The 20,214-nt window shown below is 58.7% G+C and carries 19 protein-coding genes and 1 pseudogene; 5 read left to right on the plus strand and 15 right to left on the minus strand.

Going from position 1 to position 20,214, the window contains the following annotated elements:
- Positions 1–39 precede the first annotated feature (39 nt).
- Positions 40–1,104 (minus strand): ABC transporter ATP-binding protein, encoded by a 1,065-nt coding sequence (locus ACSQ36_RS18285; protein WP_436182902.1) that lies wholly within the window; start codon positions 1,102–1,104, stop codon positions 40–42.
- Between the two features lie 344 nt (positions 1,105–1,448).
- Here ACSQ36_RS18285 and ACSQ36_RS18290 point away from each other — a divergent pair, with 344 nt between their 5' ends.
- Positions 1,449–2,240 (plus strand): IclR family transcriptional regulator, encoded by a 792-nt coding sequence (locus ACSQ36_RS18290; RefSeq protein ID WP_436182903.1) that lies wholly within the window; start codon positions 1,449–1,451, stop codon positions 2,238–2,240.
- Between the two features lie 387 nt (positions 2,241–2,627).
- A protein-coding gene (locus tag ACSQ36_RS18295) for an IS5 family transposase (protein ID WP_436180705.1) occupies positions 2,628–3,439 on the plus strand; the annotation gives its coding sequence in 2 pieces (ribosomal slippage) (positions 2,628–2,976 and positions 2,976–3,439; 813 coding nt in all).
- Between the two features lie 1,219 nt (positions 3,440–4,658).
- Here ACSQ36_RS18295 and ACSQ36_RS18300 read toward each other — a convergent pair.
- From ACSQ36_RS18300 to ACSQ36_RS18310, 3 genes are all read right to left on the minus strand, one after another.
- Positions 4,659–5,633 carry a VTT domain-containing protein gene (locus ACSQ36_RS18300; protein ID WP_436182904.1) on the minus strand — a complete coding sequence of 325 codons (975 nt, stop codon included), beginning with the start codon at positions 5,631–5,633 and terminating at the stop codon, positions 4,659–4,661.
- 114 nt (positions 5,634–5,747) lie between these two features.
- Entirely contained in the window at positions 5,748–7,757 is a 2,010-nt protein-coding gene (locus ACSQ36_RS18305; RefSeq protein WP_436182905.1) for a VTT domain-containing protein, read from the minus strand.
- A 306-nt stretch (positions 7,758–8,063) separates the two neighbouring features.
- Positions 8,064–8,675, minus strand: coding sequence for a J domain-containing protein (locus tag ACSQ36_RS18310; RefSeq protein ID WP_436182906.1), 612 nt, complete (start codon positions 8,673–8,675; stop codon positions 8,064–8,066).
- A gap of 120 nt (positions 8,676–8,795) precedes the next feature.
- On the opposite strand from ACSQ36_RS18310, the gene ACSQ36_RS18315 reads away from it, so the two are divergent.
- Complete coding sequence (locus tag ACSQ36_RS18315) at positions 8,796–9,353, plus strand: DUF2934 domain-containing protein (protein WP_436182907.1); 558 nt, start codon at positions 8,796–8,798, stop codon at positions 9,351–9,353.
- A gap of 715 nt (positions 9,354–10,068) precedes the next feature.
- Complete coding sequence (locus ACSQ36_RS18320; protein WP_436182908.1) at positions 10,069–10,851, plus strand: H-NS histone family protein; 783 nt, start codon at positions 10,069–10,071, stop codon at positions 10,849–10,851.
- 320 nt (positions 10,852–11,171) lie between these two features.
- Here ACSQ36_RS18320 and ACSQ36_RS18325 read toward each other — a convergent pair whose 3' ends face one another.
- The 6 genes and pseudogenes from ACSQ36_RS18325 to ACSQ36_RS18350 form a co-directional block, all read right to left on the minus strand.
- Complete coding sequence (locus ACSQ36_RS18325; protein ID WP_436182909.1) at positions 11,172–11,552, minus strand: hypothetical protein; 381 nt, start codon at positions 11,550–11,552, stop codon at positions 11,172–11,174.
- Between the two features lie 347 nt (positions 11,553–11,899).
- Complete coding sequence (locus ACSQ36_RS18330) at positions 11,900–12,184, minus strand: hypothetical protein (protein WP_436182910.1); 285 nt, start codon at positions 12,182–12,184, stop codon at positions 11,900–11,902.
- Positions 12,185–12,291: 107 nt separating this feature from the next.
- On the minus strand, positions 12,292–13,353 hold the full coding sequence (locus ACSQ36_RS18335; RefSeq protein WP_436182911.1) for an EamA family transporter: 1,062 nt from the start codon (positions 13,351–13,353) through the stop codon (positions 12,292–12,294).
- Between the two features lie 90 nt (positions 13,354–13,443).
- Positions 13,444–13,927, minus strand: a pseudogene (locus ACSQ36_RS18340) (efflux RND transporter permease subunit); the annotation flags it as partial.
- 6 nt (positions 13,928–13,933) lie between these two features.
- On the minus strand, positions 13,934–14,332 hold the full coding sequence (locus ACSQ36_RS18345) for a hypothetical protein (RefSeq protein ID WP_436182912.1): 399 nt from the start codon (positions 14,330–14,332) through the stop codon (positions 13,934–13,936).
- 262 nt (positions 14,333–14,594) lie between these two features.
- Entirely contained in the window at positions 14,595–14,783 is a 189-nt protein-coding gene (locus ACSQ36_RS18350) for a hypothetical protein (protein WP_213768236.1), read from the minus strand.
- A gap of 24 nt (positions 14,784–14,807) precedes the next feature.
- On the opposite strand from ACSQ36_RS18350, the gene ACSQ36_RS18355 reads away from it, so the two are divergent.
- Positions 14,808–15,248: a hypothetical protein gene (locus ACSQ36_RS18355; protein ID WP_436182913.1), complete on the plus strand. Its 441-nt coding sequence runs from the start codon at positions 14,808–14,810 to the stop codon at positions 15,246–15,248.
- Positions 15,249–15,304: 56 nt separating this feature from the next.
- Here the strand turns inward: ACSQ36_RS18355 and ACSQ36_RS18360 are convergent, their stop codons facing one another.
- The 5 genes from ACSQ36_RS18360 to ACSQ36_RS18380 all read right to left on the minus strand — a co-directional run bounded on the left by ACSQ36_RS18360 (position 15,305) and on the right by ACSQ36_RS18380 (position 20,010).
- On the minus strand, positions 15,305–16,123 hold the full coding sequence (locus ACSQ36_RS18360; protein WP_436182914.1) for a DUF2092 domain-containing protein: 819 nt from the start codon (positions 16,121–16,123) through the stop codon (positions 15,305–15,307).
- Between the two features lie 9 nt (positions 16,124–16,132).
- Complete coding sequence (locus tag ACSQ36_RS18365; RefSeq protein WP_436182915.1) at positions 16,133–17,107, minus strand: SphA family protein; 975 nt, start codon at positions 17,105–17,107, stop codon at positions 16,133–16,135.
- Positions 17,108–17,141: 34 nt separating this feature from the next.
- Positions 17,142–17,594 carry a glycine zipper domain-containing protein gene (locus ACSQ36_RS18370; RefSeq protein WP_436182916.1) on the minus strand — a complete coding sequence of 151 codons (453 nt, stop codon included), beginning with the start codon at positions 17,592–17,594 and terminating at the stop codon, positions 17,142–17,144.
- Between the two features lie 76 nt (positions 17,595–17,670).
- Positions 17,671–19,041, minus strand: a complete 1,371-nt coding sequence (locus tag ACSQ36_RS18375; protein ID WP_436182917.1) for a DUF1254 domain-containing protein — start codon at positions 19,039–19,041, stop codon at positions 17,671–17,673.
- Positions 19,042–19,089: 48 nt separating this feature from the next.
- The gene (locus ACSQ36_RS18380) at positions 19,090–20,010 is read right to left on the minus strand and encodes a hypothetical protein (RefSeq protein ID WP_436182918.1); all 921 of its coding nucleotides are present in this window, start codon (positions 20,008–20,010) and stop codon (positions 19,090–19,092) included.
- Positions 20,011–20,214 lie beyond the last annotated feature (204 nt).

The following is a 20,214-nucleotide window of genomic DNA, read 5'->3' on the forward strand; positions in this document are numbered from 1 at the left end:
GCCGTGACGTCGGGCGGTACGGCTTGTGTTTGGTTTGTTCTAGCGCAGCCTGCGGCTGGTGTTTGTATCGAAGACGAGTGTGTTCGCAAGCTCGGCCTCAAGGCGGACGCCCTGTTCCGGACGCAGCAACAAACGGCCATTGACGATGACGCAACAGCGCTGTCCCGCGACCGTGCCGAATAACTCGGTGGACGCGCCGGTCGGTTCGACTACATCGACATTGAATGGAATGCCACCCGTCTGCGCCACCACAAGATGCTCGGGCCGCACGCCGACCGTTACCTCTTGGCCGACTTTGGCGTTCACCACGGGCACTTGTATCGAGAAGTCGCCAATGCGAACCCGCGCGCCATCGTTTTGCAACTCGTAGCGGCCGCTAAAGAGATTCATGGAAGGCGAGCCGATAAAACTCGCGACAAACAGGTTGTCGGGGTCATCGTAGAGTTCGAGCGGCGCACCAATCTGCTCGATCACGCCGCCGTTCAACACGACGATGCGGTCCGCCATCGTCATTGCTTCAATCTGATCGTGCGTCACGTAGACCGTCGTTGCGCGCAAGCGCTGGTGCAGCGCCTTGATCTCCGCGCGCATTTGCACGCGTAGCTTCGCGTCGAGGTTCGACAACGGCTCGTCGAAGAGAAACACCTTCGGGTCACGCACGATCGCGCGTCCCATTGCCACGCGTTGACGCTGGCCGCCGGACAGGTGGCGCGGATATCGGCCGAGCAAGTCCTGGAGTCCAAGAATGGTCGCCGCCTGATTCGCCCGTGCCGCGATTTCATCGGGCTTCAGGTCGCGCAATTTCAGCGCGAACGTAAGGTTCTCCAGCACGCTCATGTGCGGATACAGCGCGTAGTTCTGGAACACCATCGCGATGTCCCGGTCCTTCGGCGGCAAGTCGTTGACCACGCGGCCGTCGATCAGAATCCGTCCATGCGTCACGCCTTCCAGTCCCGCCAGCGCACGCAGCAATGTCGACTTGCCGCACCCGCTCGGTCCCACGAGCACGAGGAACTCGCCGTCGGCCACGGTCAGGTCGATCTGCTTCAACACCTGTACGGCGCCGAACGATTTCTGCACCTGTTTGAATGCCACTTCAGCCATCAGCGTCCCCTTTGTCGAGTCGGCCAGAGTAAGCGCTTCAGCGCTTACTCTGGTCCCATACGCCTTACTCTGGTCCCATGCGAATCACTTCGCGTTGCGGATCTCGTGTCTCGCACGTCTTGCGAACCACTTTTCCAGCGATGCAAATCATTTTAAAGATAAAACGTTATTTCATACATGAATTTTTATCAGTGTTTTCCCGATGACCACATGCCCTCGTTTTCCATCGACGATGGCGTCAAACGCAAGGGTTCGACGATCTACAATCACGCCATGCGGTTGCCGGGTCTCGTCACGTTGAGACCGGTGAAGACGGACATCTGGCTTGAGAGCAAGGAGAGATTTTGGACAACACGCGATATTCGGCGCCAGCGCTCGAAAAGGGGCTGGACATCATCGAGCTGCTGGCGGGTCATCCGGAGGGCTTATCACTGGCTGACTTGGGGAAGACGCTCGGGCGCACGACCGCAGAGATTTTTCGCATGGTCGTCACGTTGGAGACGCGCGGATATCTGCTGGCTATAGGTGACCGATATGTGTTGTCGCTGCTGCTATTCCAGCTTGCGCATCGGCATCAGCCGGTGCGATCGCTGGTGACCACCGCGCTGCCGTTAATGACGCAACTGGCCAACGATGTCCGTCAGTCGTTCCACCTGTGCGTGTACCAGGACGGGCGCGTGTTGATTGTCGCGGGAGTGGAGAGTCCGGAACGCTGGGGCTTTTCGTTGAAGGTGGGCACGCTGATCGGTATGACCGATACCGCTTCGGGACAAGTGCTGATGGCGTTCCAGGAAGAACTGGAACGCAAGCGGATGCTTAAGCTGCACGTCCCGGTCGATGGCGAACTTCCGGTCGATGCGAAACAGCTTGCTGCGGATCTGACGCGGATTAAGGAACGTGGACATGCGCGCATGCCTAGCCGTCAGGTCAGGGGCGTCAAGAATCTCGCCTACCCGGTGTTTGGACGAAACGGACATGCGATTGCTTCACTGACCACGCCGTTCATAGAACGCATTGATCAAGCGCCGGTACCTGCCATGAACGAGGTGGGGGAACGGATGAAAGCGGCGGCGCAAACGCTGACCGAGTTAATGGGGCTAAATGTGTATTGGGAGCCGGGAGTAGCGGGGAGTTGAATCGCGGCCTTGGGTTTCGTTCGCACTCGGTGGGGGCTGGGGTGGTGGTTTTGGTGTTAGTGGGCGGGGTCGGTGCCGGGTTGGTCGGTTTTGGGTTAGCGGTCGGGGTCAGTGCCGGGGTGGTCGGTTTTGGGTTAGCGGTCGGGGTCAGTGCCGGGTTGGTGCTTTCGGCCTTAGTGGTCTGCCTGAGTCGGATTTTCTCTTTATCACTATTAGCCACTGTGCGTGGCGGCACGTCATTTCTTTGTCCAAAGCGACAAAGAAACGAAGCAAAGAAAGCGCTTTCAACCACGCTACCCTAAGAGACTGTTGCAGAATTACAAAAAGGGGCTGTTAACTTTTTGGCTCTGGTGTTAACTTCTGTCTTGTTTTCCCTGACAGGAAGCCATGGCTAAGGAACTTATAGACGACCAATTATGGGCACTCATCGAACCGCTGCTGCCCAAAGCTGCGCCGCGCAATCGCCGGTATGCAGGACGCAAGCCAATACCTGATCGCGCCGTGCTCACAGGCATCGTGTTCGTGCTGCGCGCAGGCCTCGCGTGGAATTTGCTGCCGCAGGAAATGGGCTGCGGGTCGGGCTCCACTTGCTGGAGGCGCCTGGACCAGTGGCATAAAGCGGGCGTATGGCAACGCATGCACGAAACGATGCTGGCCGAACTGCGCCGTCGAGGCCAACTCGATATGGCCAGAGTACTGGTCGACAGCTCCTCCATTCGCGCGTTGTACGCGGGAAAAAAACAGGCCCAAACCCCACGGACCGGCGCAAACTCGGCAGCAAACACCATATCATCGTCGATGCGCAAGGCATCCCGCTCGGCGTCATCCTGACGGGCGCAAACCGCCATGACGTCACTCAGCTTGACCCACTGGTCGAAGCCATTCCGCCAATTCGAGGCAAGCCAGGACGGCCCTTGCGTAAGCCCAAAATTGTTCAGGGCGACCGAGGCTATAGCTCTGAGCCACATCGGCGACGCTTTCGCAAACGCGGCATCACTCCTGAACTCGCGAAACTGCGCTCACCCCATGGCAGTGGTCTAGGCAAAACACGTTGGCCTGTCGAGCGTACGATCGCTTGGCTGCACTCCTATCGCCGCCTGAAGATGCGCTACGAGAAATATGCGCACATACACGAAGCCTTCCTCACGCTCGCGTGTGCTTTAACTTGCTGGACCCGGCTAAAAAATATGCAAACTTAATTCTGCAACAGTCTCTAAGTGTCCACAGCGTGCAGTTTTGATTCATAGGTGCCCCAAAAGCACGGTGCTCGCCAGAGCGAAGGATGTTTGAACCCCTCCTTCTCCGAACACCGATACCCACACGCTTCGCCACCAGTGATTGAACCTGCCCAAGGAGCACCCCGCGCTATCCGCGGACGACCACCACCAAATGTGTACGCGCCTCGAACCACGTCGCCAACCCACCAAGAAACGAGGTCACGAAGATGCGTAAGGCCCTAACGAACAAAAATAATATGCAGGCCACGCAATCAACCTACAAAAAGATGAAGCCTCAAATATGCCCCGGTAATGTAGCCCACCACGATAACGGCGCAGAACAAGCAACCGACTCACGAATAAACTCAATAGCCAGAACGCATAGGGCCGCTCGAATCCGTAGACAAATCATGCTTGCCCGAGAGCACTGGTGGCGAAGCGTGTTCATGTCAGAATTCGCGAGAAGGAGGGGTTCACACATCCTTCGCTCTGGCGAGCACCGTGCTTTTGGGGCACCTATGAATAGAAACTGCACGCTGTGGACACTTAGGGTAGAGCGGTTAAAGCGCTTTCTTTGCTTCGTTTCTTTGTCGCTTTGGACAAAGAAATGACGTGCCGCCACGCACAGTGGCTAATAGTGATAAAGAGAAAATCCGACTCTCGCAGACCACCACGGCCGAAAGCACCAACCCGGCATTGACTCCGACCACTAACCCCAGAACCGCCCACCCCGGCCCCCCCGAGTGCGAACGAACCCCAATCCCGCAAAAACCTTTAAACAAAAAATCGCAGCGCATCCGACGACCAGGCGTCTCGCCACGCCTAGCCGCCGGCACGCCACCTCTCCCCTCGTTAACTATTTAATTCGCTTCTTTTCACTTGCCGCTTCTTTTAACTTACCGGTTGAACGCCCCCGTTATTCCATCCCGTCGCATTTTCACCGGCTACCTCCGCTGAACTTCAGTGTCAGCTTGTCCCCGTCTGATCCTTTGGAATTCCGATAGCGGCCGCGCAAACGTTTGTATGCGACACGGCCACTTTTTTTTATTTGCTTCGGTTAGCTTAGGACTTTTTTGTTCGAATCGTTAGGCTCATTTAGCCACGAGATTTCGCGACGCGCATCCCTACTAAAGCAGGCATACAAATGTGCGTACATGCGCTAGAGGAAGCCGCGCACGAGCCGATCCAAACGAGCGACGCACTAAAACCGCGCCATCGATGCAGTGAACAGGTTCAACGCCGGCGGCAACGGCTCCACCGCATATCCGCGGCGCACCCACTCGTCCAGGCCGCCGTATAAAACGCGAACGTTTACCACGTTCTTCCCGAGCAACTGCTTGCGAACCTTCCTGGCCGTCGCATCGTTCGGATGCATTCCATACACAACAATGTTGCTCGCCGAAAGATTCGCATCCATGGTCTCCAGCGATTCAACATCAAGCAGCAACGCCCCCGGGATTCGATACGACTCGTCGCGCCGGACCGAAACGGGACGCGCATCGAGAACCAAAGGCGGCGTGCTTGAGTGCATCATCCGGTTGAGCCGCTCGGGCGAGACGATCCTGCGGCTCAGCCACTTCCTGAAACGCCAGCGCAACAAGTACCGATACGTCAGATAAAGAACGGCGGCTGTGAACAGCACATCGAGTATCGATCCCCCGTGAGGCCTGAGCACACTCAGCAACAACCCAAGCTGCCGCTCGAACAACGCGCCGCCGAGCAACCAGAACGAAGCCCAGGCCACTGTACCCAACGCATCCCACACGACAAAAACGGCTGGCGCGATCAGGGTGGTGCCCATCAGCGGCGGCGTAATGAGCGCAAGGCCGGGAACGAACTTCGACACCGCCACGATCGCCACGCCAAAACGTTCGAACAAGGCACGCGTGGTACGCACGCTTGCGTCGAGCGATAACGACATACGTCCGAGAAAATCGGTCAGGCGCCGGCCATAGATGCGCCCCGCGAAAAACCAAACACCATCGCCAAGCAATGCAGCGACTACCGCCGCGCACAGCACGTGAGAAAAAACCAGGCTCCCGCCGGCAATCGCGGAGCCGGCGAAGACGAGCACAGGGATAGCCGGCAGCGGCACACCCAGCCGCGTGACCAGCACATTGACAAAGACTGCCGCACTTCCCCAGTTCTCAATTGCCGAGGGTGGAATTTGTATCAAGTACTCGCCTCCTGAAGCGTTCGGTATCGTCCGGCCGCCGCTTGTGTTTCAGTGCGTTTAAAGCTCATCGCCAGATGAGTGCAGGATCGACATCTCATTTCATCGCTTAATGACTCATTGCCCCTCGGATGCCACCAGCGTCACCGGGATACCGCCGCAGCCTGCGCTGCTCGCCACTTCCAGGCCTCGCCACGGCGACTCTTCCCCGTGGCCTGCGATCATCGGCTCGATCCGCTTGTCCGGACGCAACACATTGAACGGCCATGACGGTCGCAGCAACCGCTCGTGGACGAGCGAGCCGAGCCAGATAGGCGTGGGTGGCAATCCGCCCCGATGCGTCACCGCATACTGCGTCGGCCAGAATCGCAAGACGTCGCGCTCGTCCGCGCTCATGTGAGCCCGCGTGAAAACCAGCACCGATGGTTCGCCATTGTTTAACCTCGGCAACACGGGAAGCGCCGTAGCCGCCACGTCTGGAGAAACAAGAGACAAGATGCTATGCGCCGATAAATGCGTACCTTCCGCCCACCCACGGCGCTCCAATTGAGCCCTGATCTCCCCCGACGTTGCGGTCCATTGAATGGTGATAGGTTCAAGCCGGTCACCGTCCATGCTTGAGCGATAGCAAGAAAAGGTCCGCCACACGGTATCCATCCATTGCAACGGCGTCACCACGATAACCGGCGGCGTCGCTTCGACCGCCATCGCGTCAAGGCTCGTCCTGAGCTGCAACGTGACGCTCGCGCATACAACCGCGAGGACAGTGAGCGGCATCATGGCGCGGGGCGCCGGTTTCGCGGGGTATCGCCACACGGCGGTAAGCGCGACGAGAAAGACCCAGGTGGCGGCAAGTGCGGCGCCGCCGACCGCATCGGAGAAAGTGAAGTGGCCGAAATAAAGGCCCGAGAACGCAACCGAAACCAGCACGGCGATGGTCGCCATCGCGACGAATACCCTCGCCACTGCCCCCACCCGGCGCGCCAGCAAGAACGAGAGAAAGCCGTAGATCACGACACTGGCAGCAACGTGATTGCTCGGGAACCCACGCAAGCTGGACGCTACCGCGCCCGGAAGCGGGCGCTGGATCGTGATCTGGATTGCCAGGATCAATAGCTGCGAAAACACGACGGCGGTCAGCCAGTAAGCAACCGTGCGCCAGCGGCGTTCAAACGTCATCCATACGACGACCAACGCCGTTAGCGCGGCGAGTGTCGGCACGCTGCCCAGCGTGGCGAGCACCGCCAGGACGGCGTCGCCCCATGACGATCGGAACGATTGCAGGAAGCGATAAACGGACACATCGACTTGAACCAGCGGGTCGCCGCGCGAGACGCCGTGGAGCGTGGAAAAGAACACAGTGGCTGAAGCAAGCAGCAGCACCGAGATCACCGCGATAAGCGCGGCGGCCTGATGCTTGGGGTCAAGGATACCGAGCACTACCCGGCCAATTGCGCCAGGGTGATGACGCGCCCAAAGCAGCAGACTTCTGCGCGAGGAGTCCGTCCACGCCCGTGCGTGCGACACCACGAGGCTCGTCAGCCTGAAGGTCAGCCAGGTCGCGGCAACCAGGATGGCAAGCACCGCGACGAGCCGGAAGGACACGGCGCCCGCCAGTTCGATCGATGCCCCGAAGACAACGCCCGGAAGGATATGCACGGGCGCCCAGACAAGCGCCGAGATGATGTTGATCACCAGGAACCGCAGGGGCCGCATCCCCATCATGCCCGCCACGACGGGAACGATCGCGCGCAGCGGCGCAATGAAGCGCGCGAAGATCACGCTTTTTGCCCCGTGCGCCTCGAAGTAGCGCTGCCCCGCCGTCAACATGCCGGGGTGCGCACGGAACGGCCACAGCTTCGCGATGGTTTCCTTGTGGCTGCAGCCGAACCAGTAGCTTGCGGCATCGCCTGCCACGGCCCCCACGAGGGCGCAGGCGAATACCCAGCCGAGGTTGAGCGAACCGGTACCGACCAGCGCGCCTGCCACGAACATGGCGGTGCTGCCCGGAACAAACGTGCCGATAAATGCAATGGATTCGAAAAACGCTGCAAGCAATACGACCGTGAGCGCCCATTCAGGATGGCCCGAAAGCAGATGCAGCAATTTGAAGTAGGCATGCTCCATCGACGTCTCCGGGCCGTACTTTCCTTTCAGCAGATTTTAAGACTGTTCCCGCGAGGCTAGAAGCGGTGTTGAATCTCGCCGTATTGCCCGCATGATTCTGGTTTGAATGGCGAGTATGTTCCTGCGACACCGTTATTGCGCCGATACCGTTCGCCTGTCTCGTTTGGCGTGGAGCGCGCGACATGGAAGGTCCTGCCCCGAGTCAGGGCGGCACAGCGTCGCTTAAGCTTAAGGTGAATTTTGAGGGGCTCCGACAGATCCGATTCAGAGGCGGTAGCAAGACTACGACCTGCCGGGCGCGAGCGGTCATGATCGCAGCACGTTCCAGAAGGGCAGCCAGATATCGGAAAACGAACGCACGCGATCCGCAGGCGCCGGGTCCTCTTCTTGCTGCACGTTGTGTGTGCTGTGCACGCCGTGTGTATCAGGAGCTACCTCTTCTGGCTCCGCCGATTCAGCCTCGGACTGCCTGGATGCGTGCAGCGCAAGGGCGCTATCGGCAATACGGCATGCAAGGTCGTCGCTGCAATCATGGGCTAGCAACACGCCGCGGACGACGTCGCGGTTATAGCCCTGCGTCGCGAAGCGCATCGCGAGCGCGACGCGGCTGGCATACTCCGCTTCCTGCGCGGCGCGCACCGCGGCGTCGCGTTCAGCCTGCTCCTGTTCCTCACGCAGTCGCTGCGCTTCCTGCCGCTTCATTTCCTCAGCAAAAACGGAGTCGTAGACCTGCCTTTGCGCAGGGTCGGACAGAATTGCGTAAGCATTTCGAATGTCGAGAAATGCGGCTCGCGCAGCCTGCTCCTGACCGGCATTCCGATCCGGATGCCAACGCATCACCGCCTTCCGGTAAGCCCGTTTTATCTCTTCAGCCGTCGCATTTTCCGGGACGGACAAGGTGTCATATAAGGTTGTCATCGCGATACCTCAAACTTATCCGCGAGACATCCTAGCACGGGAAAAAAGACATTTTTATAGCGTGGCAAGATCTGACCGCGCGTCGTGCCCAGATGAACTCCACGCTCAGCAGCGCGCTCAATGCGCCCTCCGCCCGTTCACCAAGCGGAGCGACGCTCCTGTAACATGAACGCTCGAATACGCGAAATGGTTAATGGAATGCACAACAAATCTTTGGAAGAAAAGCTTCGTTTGCAGGCATACCATCTATGGGAAGCGGACGGTCGTCCAGAAGGACGGTCTACGGAGTATTGGGAGAAAGCACGCGTCTTGCTAGAACAAGCGCTTGTCCCCGTCATACCGCCCCATGAAGCAAACGAAGCGGACACGGTTGCCGCGCAACCCGCAAAGAAGCCGGTCAAGACGAAGTCGAAAGCAACGCTTGCCGGCGAGGATAGCGTCAAAACGCCAAAGGCCAAGTCCAAAGCTGACGCAAAAACCAGCGCTAAGGTTGCACGCAAGACGGCGACCAGGACGGCAGCCAAACCCGAGACTGCCAACACCGACATAGCGCCGAAAAAGCCAAAGTCCGTGAAGTCCGCGGCCAAGCCGAAAGCAATCGCCGAGACTGGAGAGAAACCCGCCAAGAAGCCAGCAGTCAAAGCCGCGGCAAAGGTTTCGAAGACCACGAAGAAGTAGCAGGGTGCCGTGTTTTACCTGGGACGCCAGTCTCGGGGTGAAATCACACGCGCGTTTTTATTGCCGGACAGTGCATCGGCGAGTCAATGATTCTGTTCCTATTTTTGTGGAGCACGTATGCGAAGATTTCTCGCGGTCGTCTTGTTGACCGCTGCAGCGAGCGCCGCCGTACCCACGGTGGCTGACGCCCGGCCCCGGCAGGAATGCCGGCGCGTCTGGGTCCATGGTCACTATGTGCGGCGCTGCCGTCCGCTGCCGCCGCCGAGACACCATCATCATCGCCCGCCGCCGCGCCATCGACCGCCGCCTCATCGGTATTAGAGATCGCCAGCGAGCGTTCGCAGGATCCTCCTGCGCGGCACAGCATTGGCAGCTTGCCGGTCGAACAGATCAAGGCCGTCAAGCAGCACCTCTCTGATCAAGGCACCGCTATTACTTCTCCACGCGTTCGGCTCGTTCTTAGGGCAATCATGGCAGCCGGACGTCCTCACCCTTCACTACCCGCGCGATCAATAGGTCGTTGTCCCCGCGTTTCACAAACCTTCATCGATATCCTGCGCATTTACATCCGCGCCTGACCAATGCCGGAATCGTGCGGCTGCATAACGCAGCGCAGAGTGTTAAAGACCCGCGCTTCTCCCATTTTTAATGCGCTGCAAGCCGAGCGAATCTAGCCCTAAGCATTCAACGCATTCAACGCACGAGGCCTAAAAGCTTGGTCTTTTTGTCACGGATTGAAACAAACTGTATTAAGAGACGCGTGCCTTTAATGCCAAGCTCTATTACCCGCTTCCGAAATCAGAGAACGCATGGCATAGTGCGGGCAATCACTCTTAAGGAAACCATAATGCCGACTCTGGAACAGATTCAAGCCAAGCTGAAAAAGCTGCAGGCGCAAGCGGAAGTAATGATCGCCAAGCGCGCGCAATCCGTGCTCGACGACATCCGCAAGCTCATGGAACAGCATGGACTGACCACCGCTGATATTGACGCGCATTCATCCACGAAGAAGCCGCGCGGGCGACCTGCGGGCAAAACGTCCAAGCGTGGCGCCAAGGTCAAAGCAGCGGCAAAGCCAAAGCTGCCCGCCAAGTATCGCAATCCCAAGACCGGTGAAACGTGGAGTGGCTGGGCGCGCCCGCCGCTTTGGATCAAGGACGTCAGGGACCGTACGAAATTCCTGATCGATGGCCACAGCGACAGTCATGCCCTTGTAGCAAGCGCGACAAAACCTGCCAGCAAGAAGGCGTCAAAGAAAGTGACGGTCAAAAAAGCGGTGGCTAAGACGCTAAGCGCAAAGGCACCGGCAAAGAAAATTGCTGCCAAGAAAGCGTCGGCCAAGAGTGCGACTGTAGCGAATGTCCCCGCGAAAAAAGCGGCCGCCAAGAAAACACCCGTGAAACGCGTGTTGGCGAAGAAGTCAGCAACCGCCGCTAGCAAGACGCCGGCGGCTGGCCAGGATTCTGCATCGGCGGTAGCGGTTACGCCTGCGGTTTAACGAAAAATCAAAATGCCCTTCGTTGCTAACCGGAGGGCTCGCCAGGCTTGAATATTTTGATTTCCGTTTGGCGTCGTTCAACTAACACCCGGTCTGGAAATTTGACCGGGCCTCTGAGAACAGCAGAGAAGCTTTACCGGAATGCGCAGCACGCGGTGCGACGTTGACGCTCGCTCCGCTTGCCGTGTTTTTGCATGAACGCCTGACGCAGCCAAGCCAGGCAGGTTCGCTGGATGTTTGATTACCGGCAAACCACCCGGCAAGCAGGATGCATCAGAAGCTGTCACATCAGGCTAACGGCCACGTGATTGGCCCCATTTTTAGCCGCGGCCACCGCCGTGCCCGCCGCCGCCGGCGTGCCCGCCACCGCCCTGCCACTGTCCACCACCACCGCCATGCCCGTAGCCGCCACCGTGGCCATAGCCGCCGCCGTGATAGCCGCCATACCCGTGGTTCCAACCATGCCAGTTCGCACCATGGTTGTAGTAGTGGCCGCCGTACCAGCCGCCGCCACCGCCGACATAGACACCACCGCCGTAAACAGCCGGATAACCGGAGTAGTACGGCCCCGAATAATCCGTTGCGTAAGGGTCACCGTATCCATAGCCGTCATACCCGTAGCCGTAACCCGGCGCAACGGCACAGCCGCCTAGAGACCCAACAAGTACAAATAATGCGAATAATGCAATTGGCTTAAGCATGTGATTCTCCGCGCTTCTTAATTCTTAAGTAAGAGCCGAAGAACCTTGCTTAGTTCAAGCGCAATTGTGTCTCTGAATTACATAGCGGAAGGCGTGGCGGACGAACATATTCGTCGGCTAAATCCGCGCGCGGCTAATGCTGTCATGCTTCGCGTCCTTCTGTCACGCACCAGATCCAAGCTTCATTTTCAGCCGGAAACTTCCGTGGCGTCATGCACCAAGTCGATGCCATCGATGCTAATAAAGGCGGTCCTAAAATGGTGATGCCGCTGCTGCATGGCTAACAGCGGCGACACCACGTCAGAGGACCATTCCCGGCGCTTCGCACCCGCTAGCATGACATTGCCCTACTGCGCGTTCTTTGCAACGCCCTTGGCGCCATTCGACGGCATCGCGCCCATGCTGGCGCTGTTGTCCATGCGGGGGCTTTGCATATTGCCGGGCATGGAACTTGTGGGCATGGCAACCGGATCGCCCCAGTGCGTCATTCCAGCCGTCGCTGCGCTGTGCGCATTACCGCCGCCCGAGCCGCCGTTCCCGTTGCCGCCACCCTGCGCGAATGCTGCCGTCGAACCGCACAAGAACGCTACCGATACACCCGCCAACATCGCTTTGCGTATTGCCCTGTTCATGGTTTTTCTCCATTAGCCGCGAGTGCTGGATTGCGTCGCGTCAAGCTTATATACGGGCCTGGCGGGACGCTGGATGCAATGCATGTCTAATTGAAGAAATCCGCCGCTCAATGAATGTGACGATGATGAATATCCGGGAAATGTCCATGGGCGTGCGTCATCGGCACGTGTCGATGCGGGTGTGTGTGCGGCTCCTCTCCATCCCACTTGAAATCGTGCGTATGCTGATGATGCTCGTCGTGGCGATGCCGGTGATTGTGGTCCATCAACACGTGCGTATGCGCGTGCTCGTGGCGCTCACGAATATGCAGCCACACGCCAAGCGCCATCAACGCGGCGGCCACCCAAAACAGCGGGCCCGGCAGATCCGGCCAAAGGATCAACGAAAGCGTCACGCCGAATATCGGCGCAACTGAAAAGTATGCGCCGGTGCGTGCGGTGCCGAGGTTGCGCAACGCGACAACAAACAAGACCAGGCTGACACCGTATCCAGCGAGGCCGATGAACATGGCCGCCGCCGTCGTGACCCAACCGGGAAGATGCGCGCCGAGCACAAGGGCAATGCAAAGATTCACCCATCCCGCGATCAGCCCCTTCAGGCAGGCAATGACCATGGCGTCATTCGTCGATACCTTGCGCGTCAGGTTGTTATCGATCGCCCAGCACACACACGCGGCGGCGACCAGCAGCGCGCCGGCGGATACACCGGCCGCGCCCGGCTGCCACGAGAGCGCCACGCCGCCGGCGACTATTGCCACCATGCCGAGAAAAATCTGCGCATCCACATTCTCACGAAACACGACCCACGCGATCACCGCCGTGAATACGCCTTCAAGATTCAGCAGTAACGAACTCGTCGCGGCTGAAGTGGTGCTCAGGCCGAACATCAGGAGCACCGGACCGGCGATACCACCGGCGGCAATTGCTCCGAGCAACCAGGGAACTTCACTTAACTGAATCCGGCTTTCGTTAGCGCGGTCCTTTTGGGACCGCCTGACACGCTGAAAAGTGATAGCGACAGCCAGACCGACACCGCTGCCTAAATAGAACAAGCCCGCGACCATGAACGGCGACATAGTGCCAAGAAGGGTCTTGGCAAGCGGGGTCGTCGCGCCGAAGAGCGCCGCCGCGAGAAGCGCCGTGAATGCAGCGTTGTAGCGTACAGACATGGGTGTTCCTGACTCTGGATTTAATTGCGATTCTAACGTTTCAGGTACAACAACATCACCACGCCGAACTCCGCCCCCTCACCGGCAAGCCATCGCGATAGCGGCGTCGATCATCGCGCCGGTCGCGACCGCAATGCCGCCGAGCGACATCGGGTTTGCGTTGACGCCCTGATTGCACATTACAATAAAATGCTGTGAGCACACCCAGCGGCAACGACAGGATGGCGACAAAAGCGCTTCGCAGATGGAACAAAAACAGCGCACAGACCAGGCTGACGATGACAAATTCCTCGATCAGCTTGTCTCGCAGATTACTGGATCTATCGTAGGTGGTGGCGACTTCAACCCCAGGCGGCAGCGACTTCTTCAGCGTATCGAGTTTCGCTTTCACGGCCGCGATGGTCGTGAGCGCATTCTTGCCGGAGCGCATCACGATCACGCCACCAGCGACCTCCCCTTCGCTGTTCATTTCGGCAATGCCACACCGCATCCCGGGTCCAATCTGGATACGCGCAACATCGCCCAGCAACATGAGCGTCCCGGCGTCACTGGTGCGCAAGACAACGCCGCGGAATCGCGGTCATGCGCACTCCCGGTCACGCTCCTGATGACGCGCACGCAACGCATGCAAATGGACTTTCGCGCGCTCTGCCGCAACCAGTTCGCGCTTGCCTTTCAACGTGGCGCTTTTGAACCGCGGGTCGCCCATCGCAGCGACGTAATTGTCCCACCGATACTTCTGATAGCGGCGGAAGAAATCCGGCCCGGGCAGGCCGTTGTCGCATGCAAGCAGCACTCCGTAGTCAATATCGGAACCATCATTGAGTTCCCGCAGAGCAGCATCGAGCACTTCGTATCGCCGGGTCAGTGGAACCATGCGCTCAAACAGGACATGGAAACGTTTGTACGGTAATACCGTACTTTGCAGTGCGGCCCGTTCAAGCGCTCGGATGACAAGGGGCAGCGGATTCGGGTCCATACGAGTCTCCGGTTGAACAACATTCATCGCCACGCACTGCCGGCCTGAACGTAAATTTGCGTTCTGCTCCGGCATGCGATTGAGGTAAAAGATTTAAGCGTGTCTCCGGTCCACGCTCGCGCCGTCTCGTTTCAATTCGATTTTTTCGGTGGTGAAATTCAACGGTGTGTCAGGGGCGATCCGGCCGAACCGCGTGTTTGAGAACGAGGCAAGCCCAACCGGCGCCGGATACTGAACGAACCGGCCGGGCCATCAACGCACGTCATCTGGGCGCCGTAACAACGATGTACTGCACCTGAGCGCCAACGTATTGCGGCTGATACCAGTTCGGCCCGCAATGTTCGTAAGCGATGCCGTTCACCACGATGCTCGAGCAGCTCGGCGGCAACGCGGCAACCGTCGCGCCGACCACCACTGCCGTGGTTACGCCAACGGCTACGCCCACTGCCACCGGGTTCCCATACCAACCGTCATCGTGATAGTGATCATCGTGGTGGTGGTCATCATCGTGATGGCCGTCGTCGTGATGATGGTCATCGTCATGGTGACCATCATCGTGGTGGTCGTCGCCACCGCCGCTGTGGTGGTCGTCGCCGTGGTGGTCGCTGCTACCACCGCCGCTACTACCGCCGTTGTGACCTCCTCCGTTGCTGCCGCCTCCATTGTGATCGCCGCCGTTGCTGCCGCCGCTGTGACCGCCGCCATTGCTGCCGCCGCCACTGTGACTGCCGCCACCGCCTCCATTACTGCTATGGCCCACGCCGCCGCCCGCATGCGCGCCTGCCTGTGGGCCACCGCCCGGACCACCGGGGTGGAAACCACCACCGCCTCCGCCGCCGTGAAAACCGCCTCCCGGCGGCGCGTGAATACTCGTGCGCGCGCCGCCACGAAAACCAAACGCGTGAACGCTCAATGACGTCGCAAGAAAGACACCGGCAATACCGGCAACCGCAAGTTGTTTAGTGCGTGACATCATTCGCTCTCCTCATACGGCGTACGCGTAGCAGGCTTCAACTCGATAGCTTTCGCATTCGCCGCAGGCCGGAAAGTAAAGGTCGACGCAGGAAACTCGGGATTGAGTTTCCAGTGATAGGTCACGACGTGTCGTGGACGTGCGTCCTGGGTTGTATCGACAATGTCCATGCGGCACGGCAACTGACGTGTTCCGCTCTGGATCCAGAGCTCCCAGTCGGCGCCGTCCTGTTGATACGCGTAGTGATTGCACCAGCGCGTATCCACGCGCTCCAGCCCGATGAAAAGCGCCGACGTCAATGTGACGTCATCGACCTTGCCGTTGCCCCAGTAAAACAAATCCGCAAGCGGGGTATCAATGTTGTAAGTCGTCGATAACTCGCGCACCAGCAGGTCGATCGTGGCCGGCGCGGGGTTCTTTGAGTAGTAGCCCTCCACCGTATTGAAGATGGTGAATGTCCTGCCGTCGTAGATCAGCCCCTTGGGACTGCGACTTCCGGTGATATCCACCCTGAGACGATTCGGCCGCTCGACCTTCAGATCCGTTTCATGAAGAAACGCAACGGTCTGTCCGCTGTCGAGAACGGCATCGGTAGCAGATGTCGCGGTCACATCGAAGCGGCTCAGTGAACGCAGATAGTGTCCCATGGACGACAACGCATCGATAGCTTGTTTCTGGCGCTCGGGTTGCGCAGCAGCCGCGGTTGTGGCCGCTGCGGCGCTCGCCGGGTCGGGGCTTGTTTGCGCGAATGCGTTGACCGCGCTGATGCCTAACGCGATAAGCACGCCGCGTATTGGTCGGTGATAGTGTCGTGGCACGTCGTCCCCTTATTGAAAAGTGGCGCTGATTGAAAGTTCGACCGCATTTCCCTTCGGGCGGTTACGCACTGCAAATTCATTGACCCATCGCAACGATGCCGACACAGGTGTGCTGCTCAGCTTCCCCGACCAGGTTGCCATCGGGCCGATCCCGACGGAATGGCCGCTGGTGCCGCCCGTCAGGTTGGCAAGACCGCCGGTGTCATCGCCAAGTTGTTGAATCCAGCCGCCGACCACGCCAACACCCCATCCGCCCGTGAAGCGCTTGAGCGCAAGCAGGTCGAGCACGCTGATCGGAGCGTTGTGATAGTGCGTCTCGTTGTTCGCTGTATAGAACTCAACGCCATAGTTCGCTGACAGCTCGACGTTGTGCTCGGGCAGGAGCTTCGTGTACGCGACAGTCGGAATGAACGTCCACGTGTTCAGCCCGGGATTCGCCAGGCGGTTCACGTTATAAGCACCCGTGGGCGCATACATCTGAACGCTCAAGGCAATATGGTCGGTCTGCGTCAGGTGATAACCGGCAACCACAGGCGTGAAGAAGATGTCGGTGAACTGCGTGCCGCTGTCGTTAGGCAGCCGGCCGTTGAACGAGGAGATCGACGTGTATTGAAACGGCACGCCGAACGACGACGCGAAGTTCCACCCCCCTGCGGTGATGCCCCACGTCTTCACTGCATTGATGATGGTGTAAGAGATGTGATAGTTGAGGCCGGCGGACACTGTGTTGCCGACCGGAATTGTTTTGGATTTTCCGAACGAACCCTCGTAATAGATGGTCGAGACGGAAAATATCCAGTCCGACGTGGGCGGCACGATGCCCATGTACGGCGCTATCTGCATACCGGTTAATGGCCGTCCCAGACCACTTTCAGTCGCGCGGGCGGCAGTCGCAATGCCGAGCACAGCAATGGCGAACGCGACCGCCTTCAGCTTCCGGTGCACGCTTTTACGCACAGCGGCCCACTTGTTGTACGTGTCCATACTGATTCCTTCGCTAAGTGGTTTTCGCAGGCAATTACTGGACGGTATAACCGCGCCCCTGCATGCATGCGCCGTAGGCACGCCAGTACGTGTTCATCTCAGCTTGCTGGTTGGCTTGTGCGCTCTGGGCCTGAGCGGCATGCTGCCGGCGGCTGCGTACTCCGCCGACTACTGCCCCAGCTGTCGCACCGACGGCCGCGCCGTGTCCCGGGTCGTTGTGGTTCACGTCGCCGATGAGCGCGCCCGCCGCCGCACCGCGAGCCGCGCCGCCCACTCGCGCACCGGTGGGTCCCGGGGGCGGCGGCGGAGTGCCGGCAACGACCGCAGGATCGATGCCTGTGTTTTGCTTGGCCCAGGAGTAGCACGCGCCGTCATCCTGCGACTGCTTGCTGGCGCTTTGCCCATGCGCCGGATACACAGCAGGCTTTGCTGCAAACGCGGCGCTGCTCGTCATGGCAAGCACCGCGGTTAAGAAAATGCCTTTCATACCAACCTCAATATCGATTAGTAAAACTTACCTTCTAACAAATATGGAATTCTAACAAATCCGGATGGATTGGATATCAGCCCTCCCCAGCCTTCTTCGGCTTCACGAGCTGCCACGTTCCATTCAGCACCTCGGCATTCGGTCCGTAGATGCGCATGATCAGGGTGTAGGCACCCGTCGGCGCCGGCAACCAGTTCGCCTCTTTCCCCTTGCCCGGCGACTGATGCTGGACATAAAGATCGAGCGAGCCATCCGCGCCATATTTCAGGTGTTTCGTGCGGTCGCCGATCGAATAGCGATTGATTGGATTCGCGACAAGATGGCGTCCCGGAAGGTCATACAGCGTCATCGACCAGAAGAATTTGGCGGGCGGCAGGTCTTTCTTGTCGAAGTGCAGGACATACGGCTGAGCGCCCACGAGTTGCTTGTTGTCCGCATCCACGCGATACCCGACATACACCGCTTCTTCCTTCGTATTGCCGTAGATCCCCATTGCCGCCGCGACTGCGCGTGTCGTGTAGTCGTCCTTCAGGTCGTCGCGTGAACCGAAGAGACCGAAGGAACCCGTCGTCGATTTTTCCGCGGCCGCCAATGCCTGCTTGCCATCGGTCACACCGCGTTCCAATGCTTCACGGGTTGCGGGATCAAGCTTGCTGATATCGAACGGCTTGCCTGGCGCAATCCCTATCTTCGCGAAGCGCTGCATCAGTTCTGTCTCGGACGGATTGGGCGGCTGCGCGAATTGCAATAGAAAATTCAAATAGCCGATAAAGTCGACCGATGTCGCCCTGGCCTCGTCCCACTTGGGGAAGGTCACGCTCGCGACGTCGGGTGGCGGCGTGGTGTGTTCGAAGCTGGAGAGCGGCGTCAGCTCGTACTGCTCCTGTATGCGAACGACGTGTCCGACATCCGAGGGTCCATTCAGCGCCGTACGGCCGAGCGTCAGAACGAGATCGGTCTCCGACTTGAAGACCTTGTCGATACCCGGTGGCGTCGATCCGTTCCAACGAGGGCCTGCCAACAAGTAATGGCCAGCGCCGTTACCGGTCGCGCGCGAGCCGACGTAAGCAAAGTTGTAGGTGTACAGGTCGATCCACTGAAACACGTAGTAGCGGTCTTCGGGAACCTTCGGGACCGACAACACCCAGGGTTCGCGGCGCAGATCCAGCCAGGCCCACGAATACGGTGTGTCGTTGTTCGGCGTGACTATTTCCTTGTTCTGCGGCCCATACAGTTGCGAATAGTGGCGAAAGCTCCCGAATCCACCGATATACGCCTTCGAGTTCCTGTCCTGCGTCTGCTGGTAGAGGGTCTTGTAGTTGAACAGCATGGGGTACGCATAGATGAATGCGTCCTTGGCGATAGCCTCCGTTTCCTGGGGCGTCGCGCCGGTGGGCTCCTGCTGCGCGCTCGCGGATGAAACACCTGCCAGCGTCAACGAAGTCATTAGTATTCCGAATCTCACGAGATATCCACGTTTCATGGAAGTCCTCCGTTATTTGCCGAAAGTCATGTTCAACCCGGCGAAAATAGTGAATTGCGGAACACCTTGCCCTGAATGAGCGACCGAATATTGCGGCTCTATATATGCGTTGTAGATGGTCGAGCCGCTTTTCCACGCTTTGCCGCCGCCCAGGCCAACCGGGATGTAATAGCTTCCGTGCTGCAGGTCGAACGTCCAGGTGCCGGTCGAGCGCACATACCATCCACCGGGTAAGTTAAAAATGCCGAAAGGCTGGGCCGTCAGCGACTGCACGGCCGGGCGGCTATCCTGCCCGGCAAACGAGTGTTGCCACTGGACCAGCGCGCCCAGCAACCGTTCCTTGGTCGCACTGACCGCGACTGCCGCAAGACCGCCTTGCCACTTGCCCGTTCCCAGGCTTGGGTCGGTAGCGCTCGGCATGGTGATCAGTGGTCCGACGCCTATCTGGACGCCCTCCTGAGAGAGCAGGAAGATATCGAAAAGATTGATATCGCCCAATCCGGTGTTGTATCCGCCATTGGGATCGGGACGGGTACTGACAGGCACGGTTGCGCGGAATATCTGCGGCACGCCTATCAGCCCGTTGGGCCCGATTGGAATGGTCGGGCGCAGCAACAGATCATTAGTATGGGAACTCGCACCAAATACGCTGGGTGTATAGTAATTTTGAATATTGAATGAAGCAGCCAGATTCAGTGGATTATTGCTTTTATTAGCTTCATCCGCGGCGCTTTGCCCAAACGCCAGATTTGCCCAGACTGCCATAATGAAGCCCGGCAACGATCTACGGATGAATAGTTGCCTATGGCTGCTCATGAATTTTCCCAACGTTAATTTCACAAGATGCAGATAGCCCTTCAGCGTTAATTGAATAACGTTTTTCGGGGCACGCGAGCAGAACCGTTCCCGGCGCACCGGGAAGAGGTTTTCCATGTTTCTATCAATCTGTTTTCCGCGATATACCCACACGGAAGGACGACATGATTTAAGCGAACTGCGTGGAACGAGAAATAGCCATACGTTAGTCCTCTCAAAGACATAACAGGGCACGTTTGTCCTGTGCGGTCTGCTTTACGCAGTGCATTAGCGGAATTACATTTGTTACGGATGCTAGCAAACGTTTTAGCGTTTGCCAAT

The sequence above is a fragment of the Caballeronia sp. LjRoot34 genome (assembly GCF_964253815.1).
GTDB lineage: Bacteria > Pseudomonadota > Gammaproteobacteria > Burkholderiales > Burkholderiaceae > Caballeronia.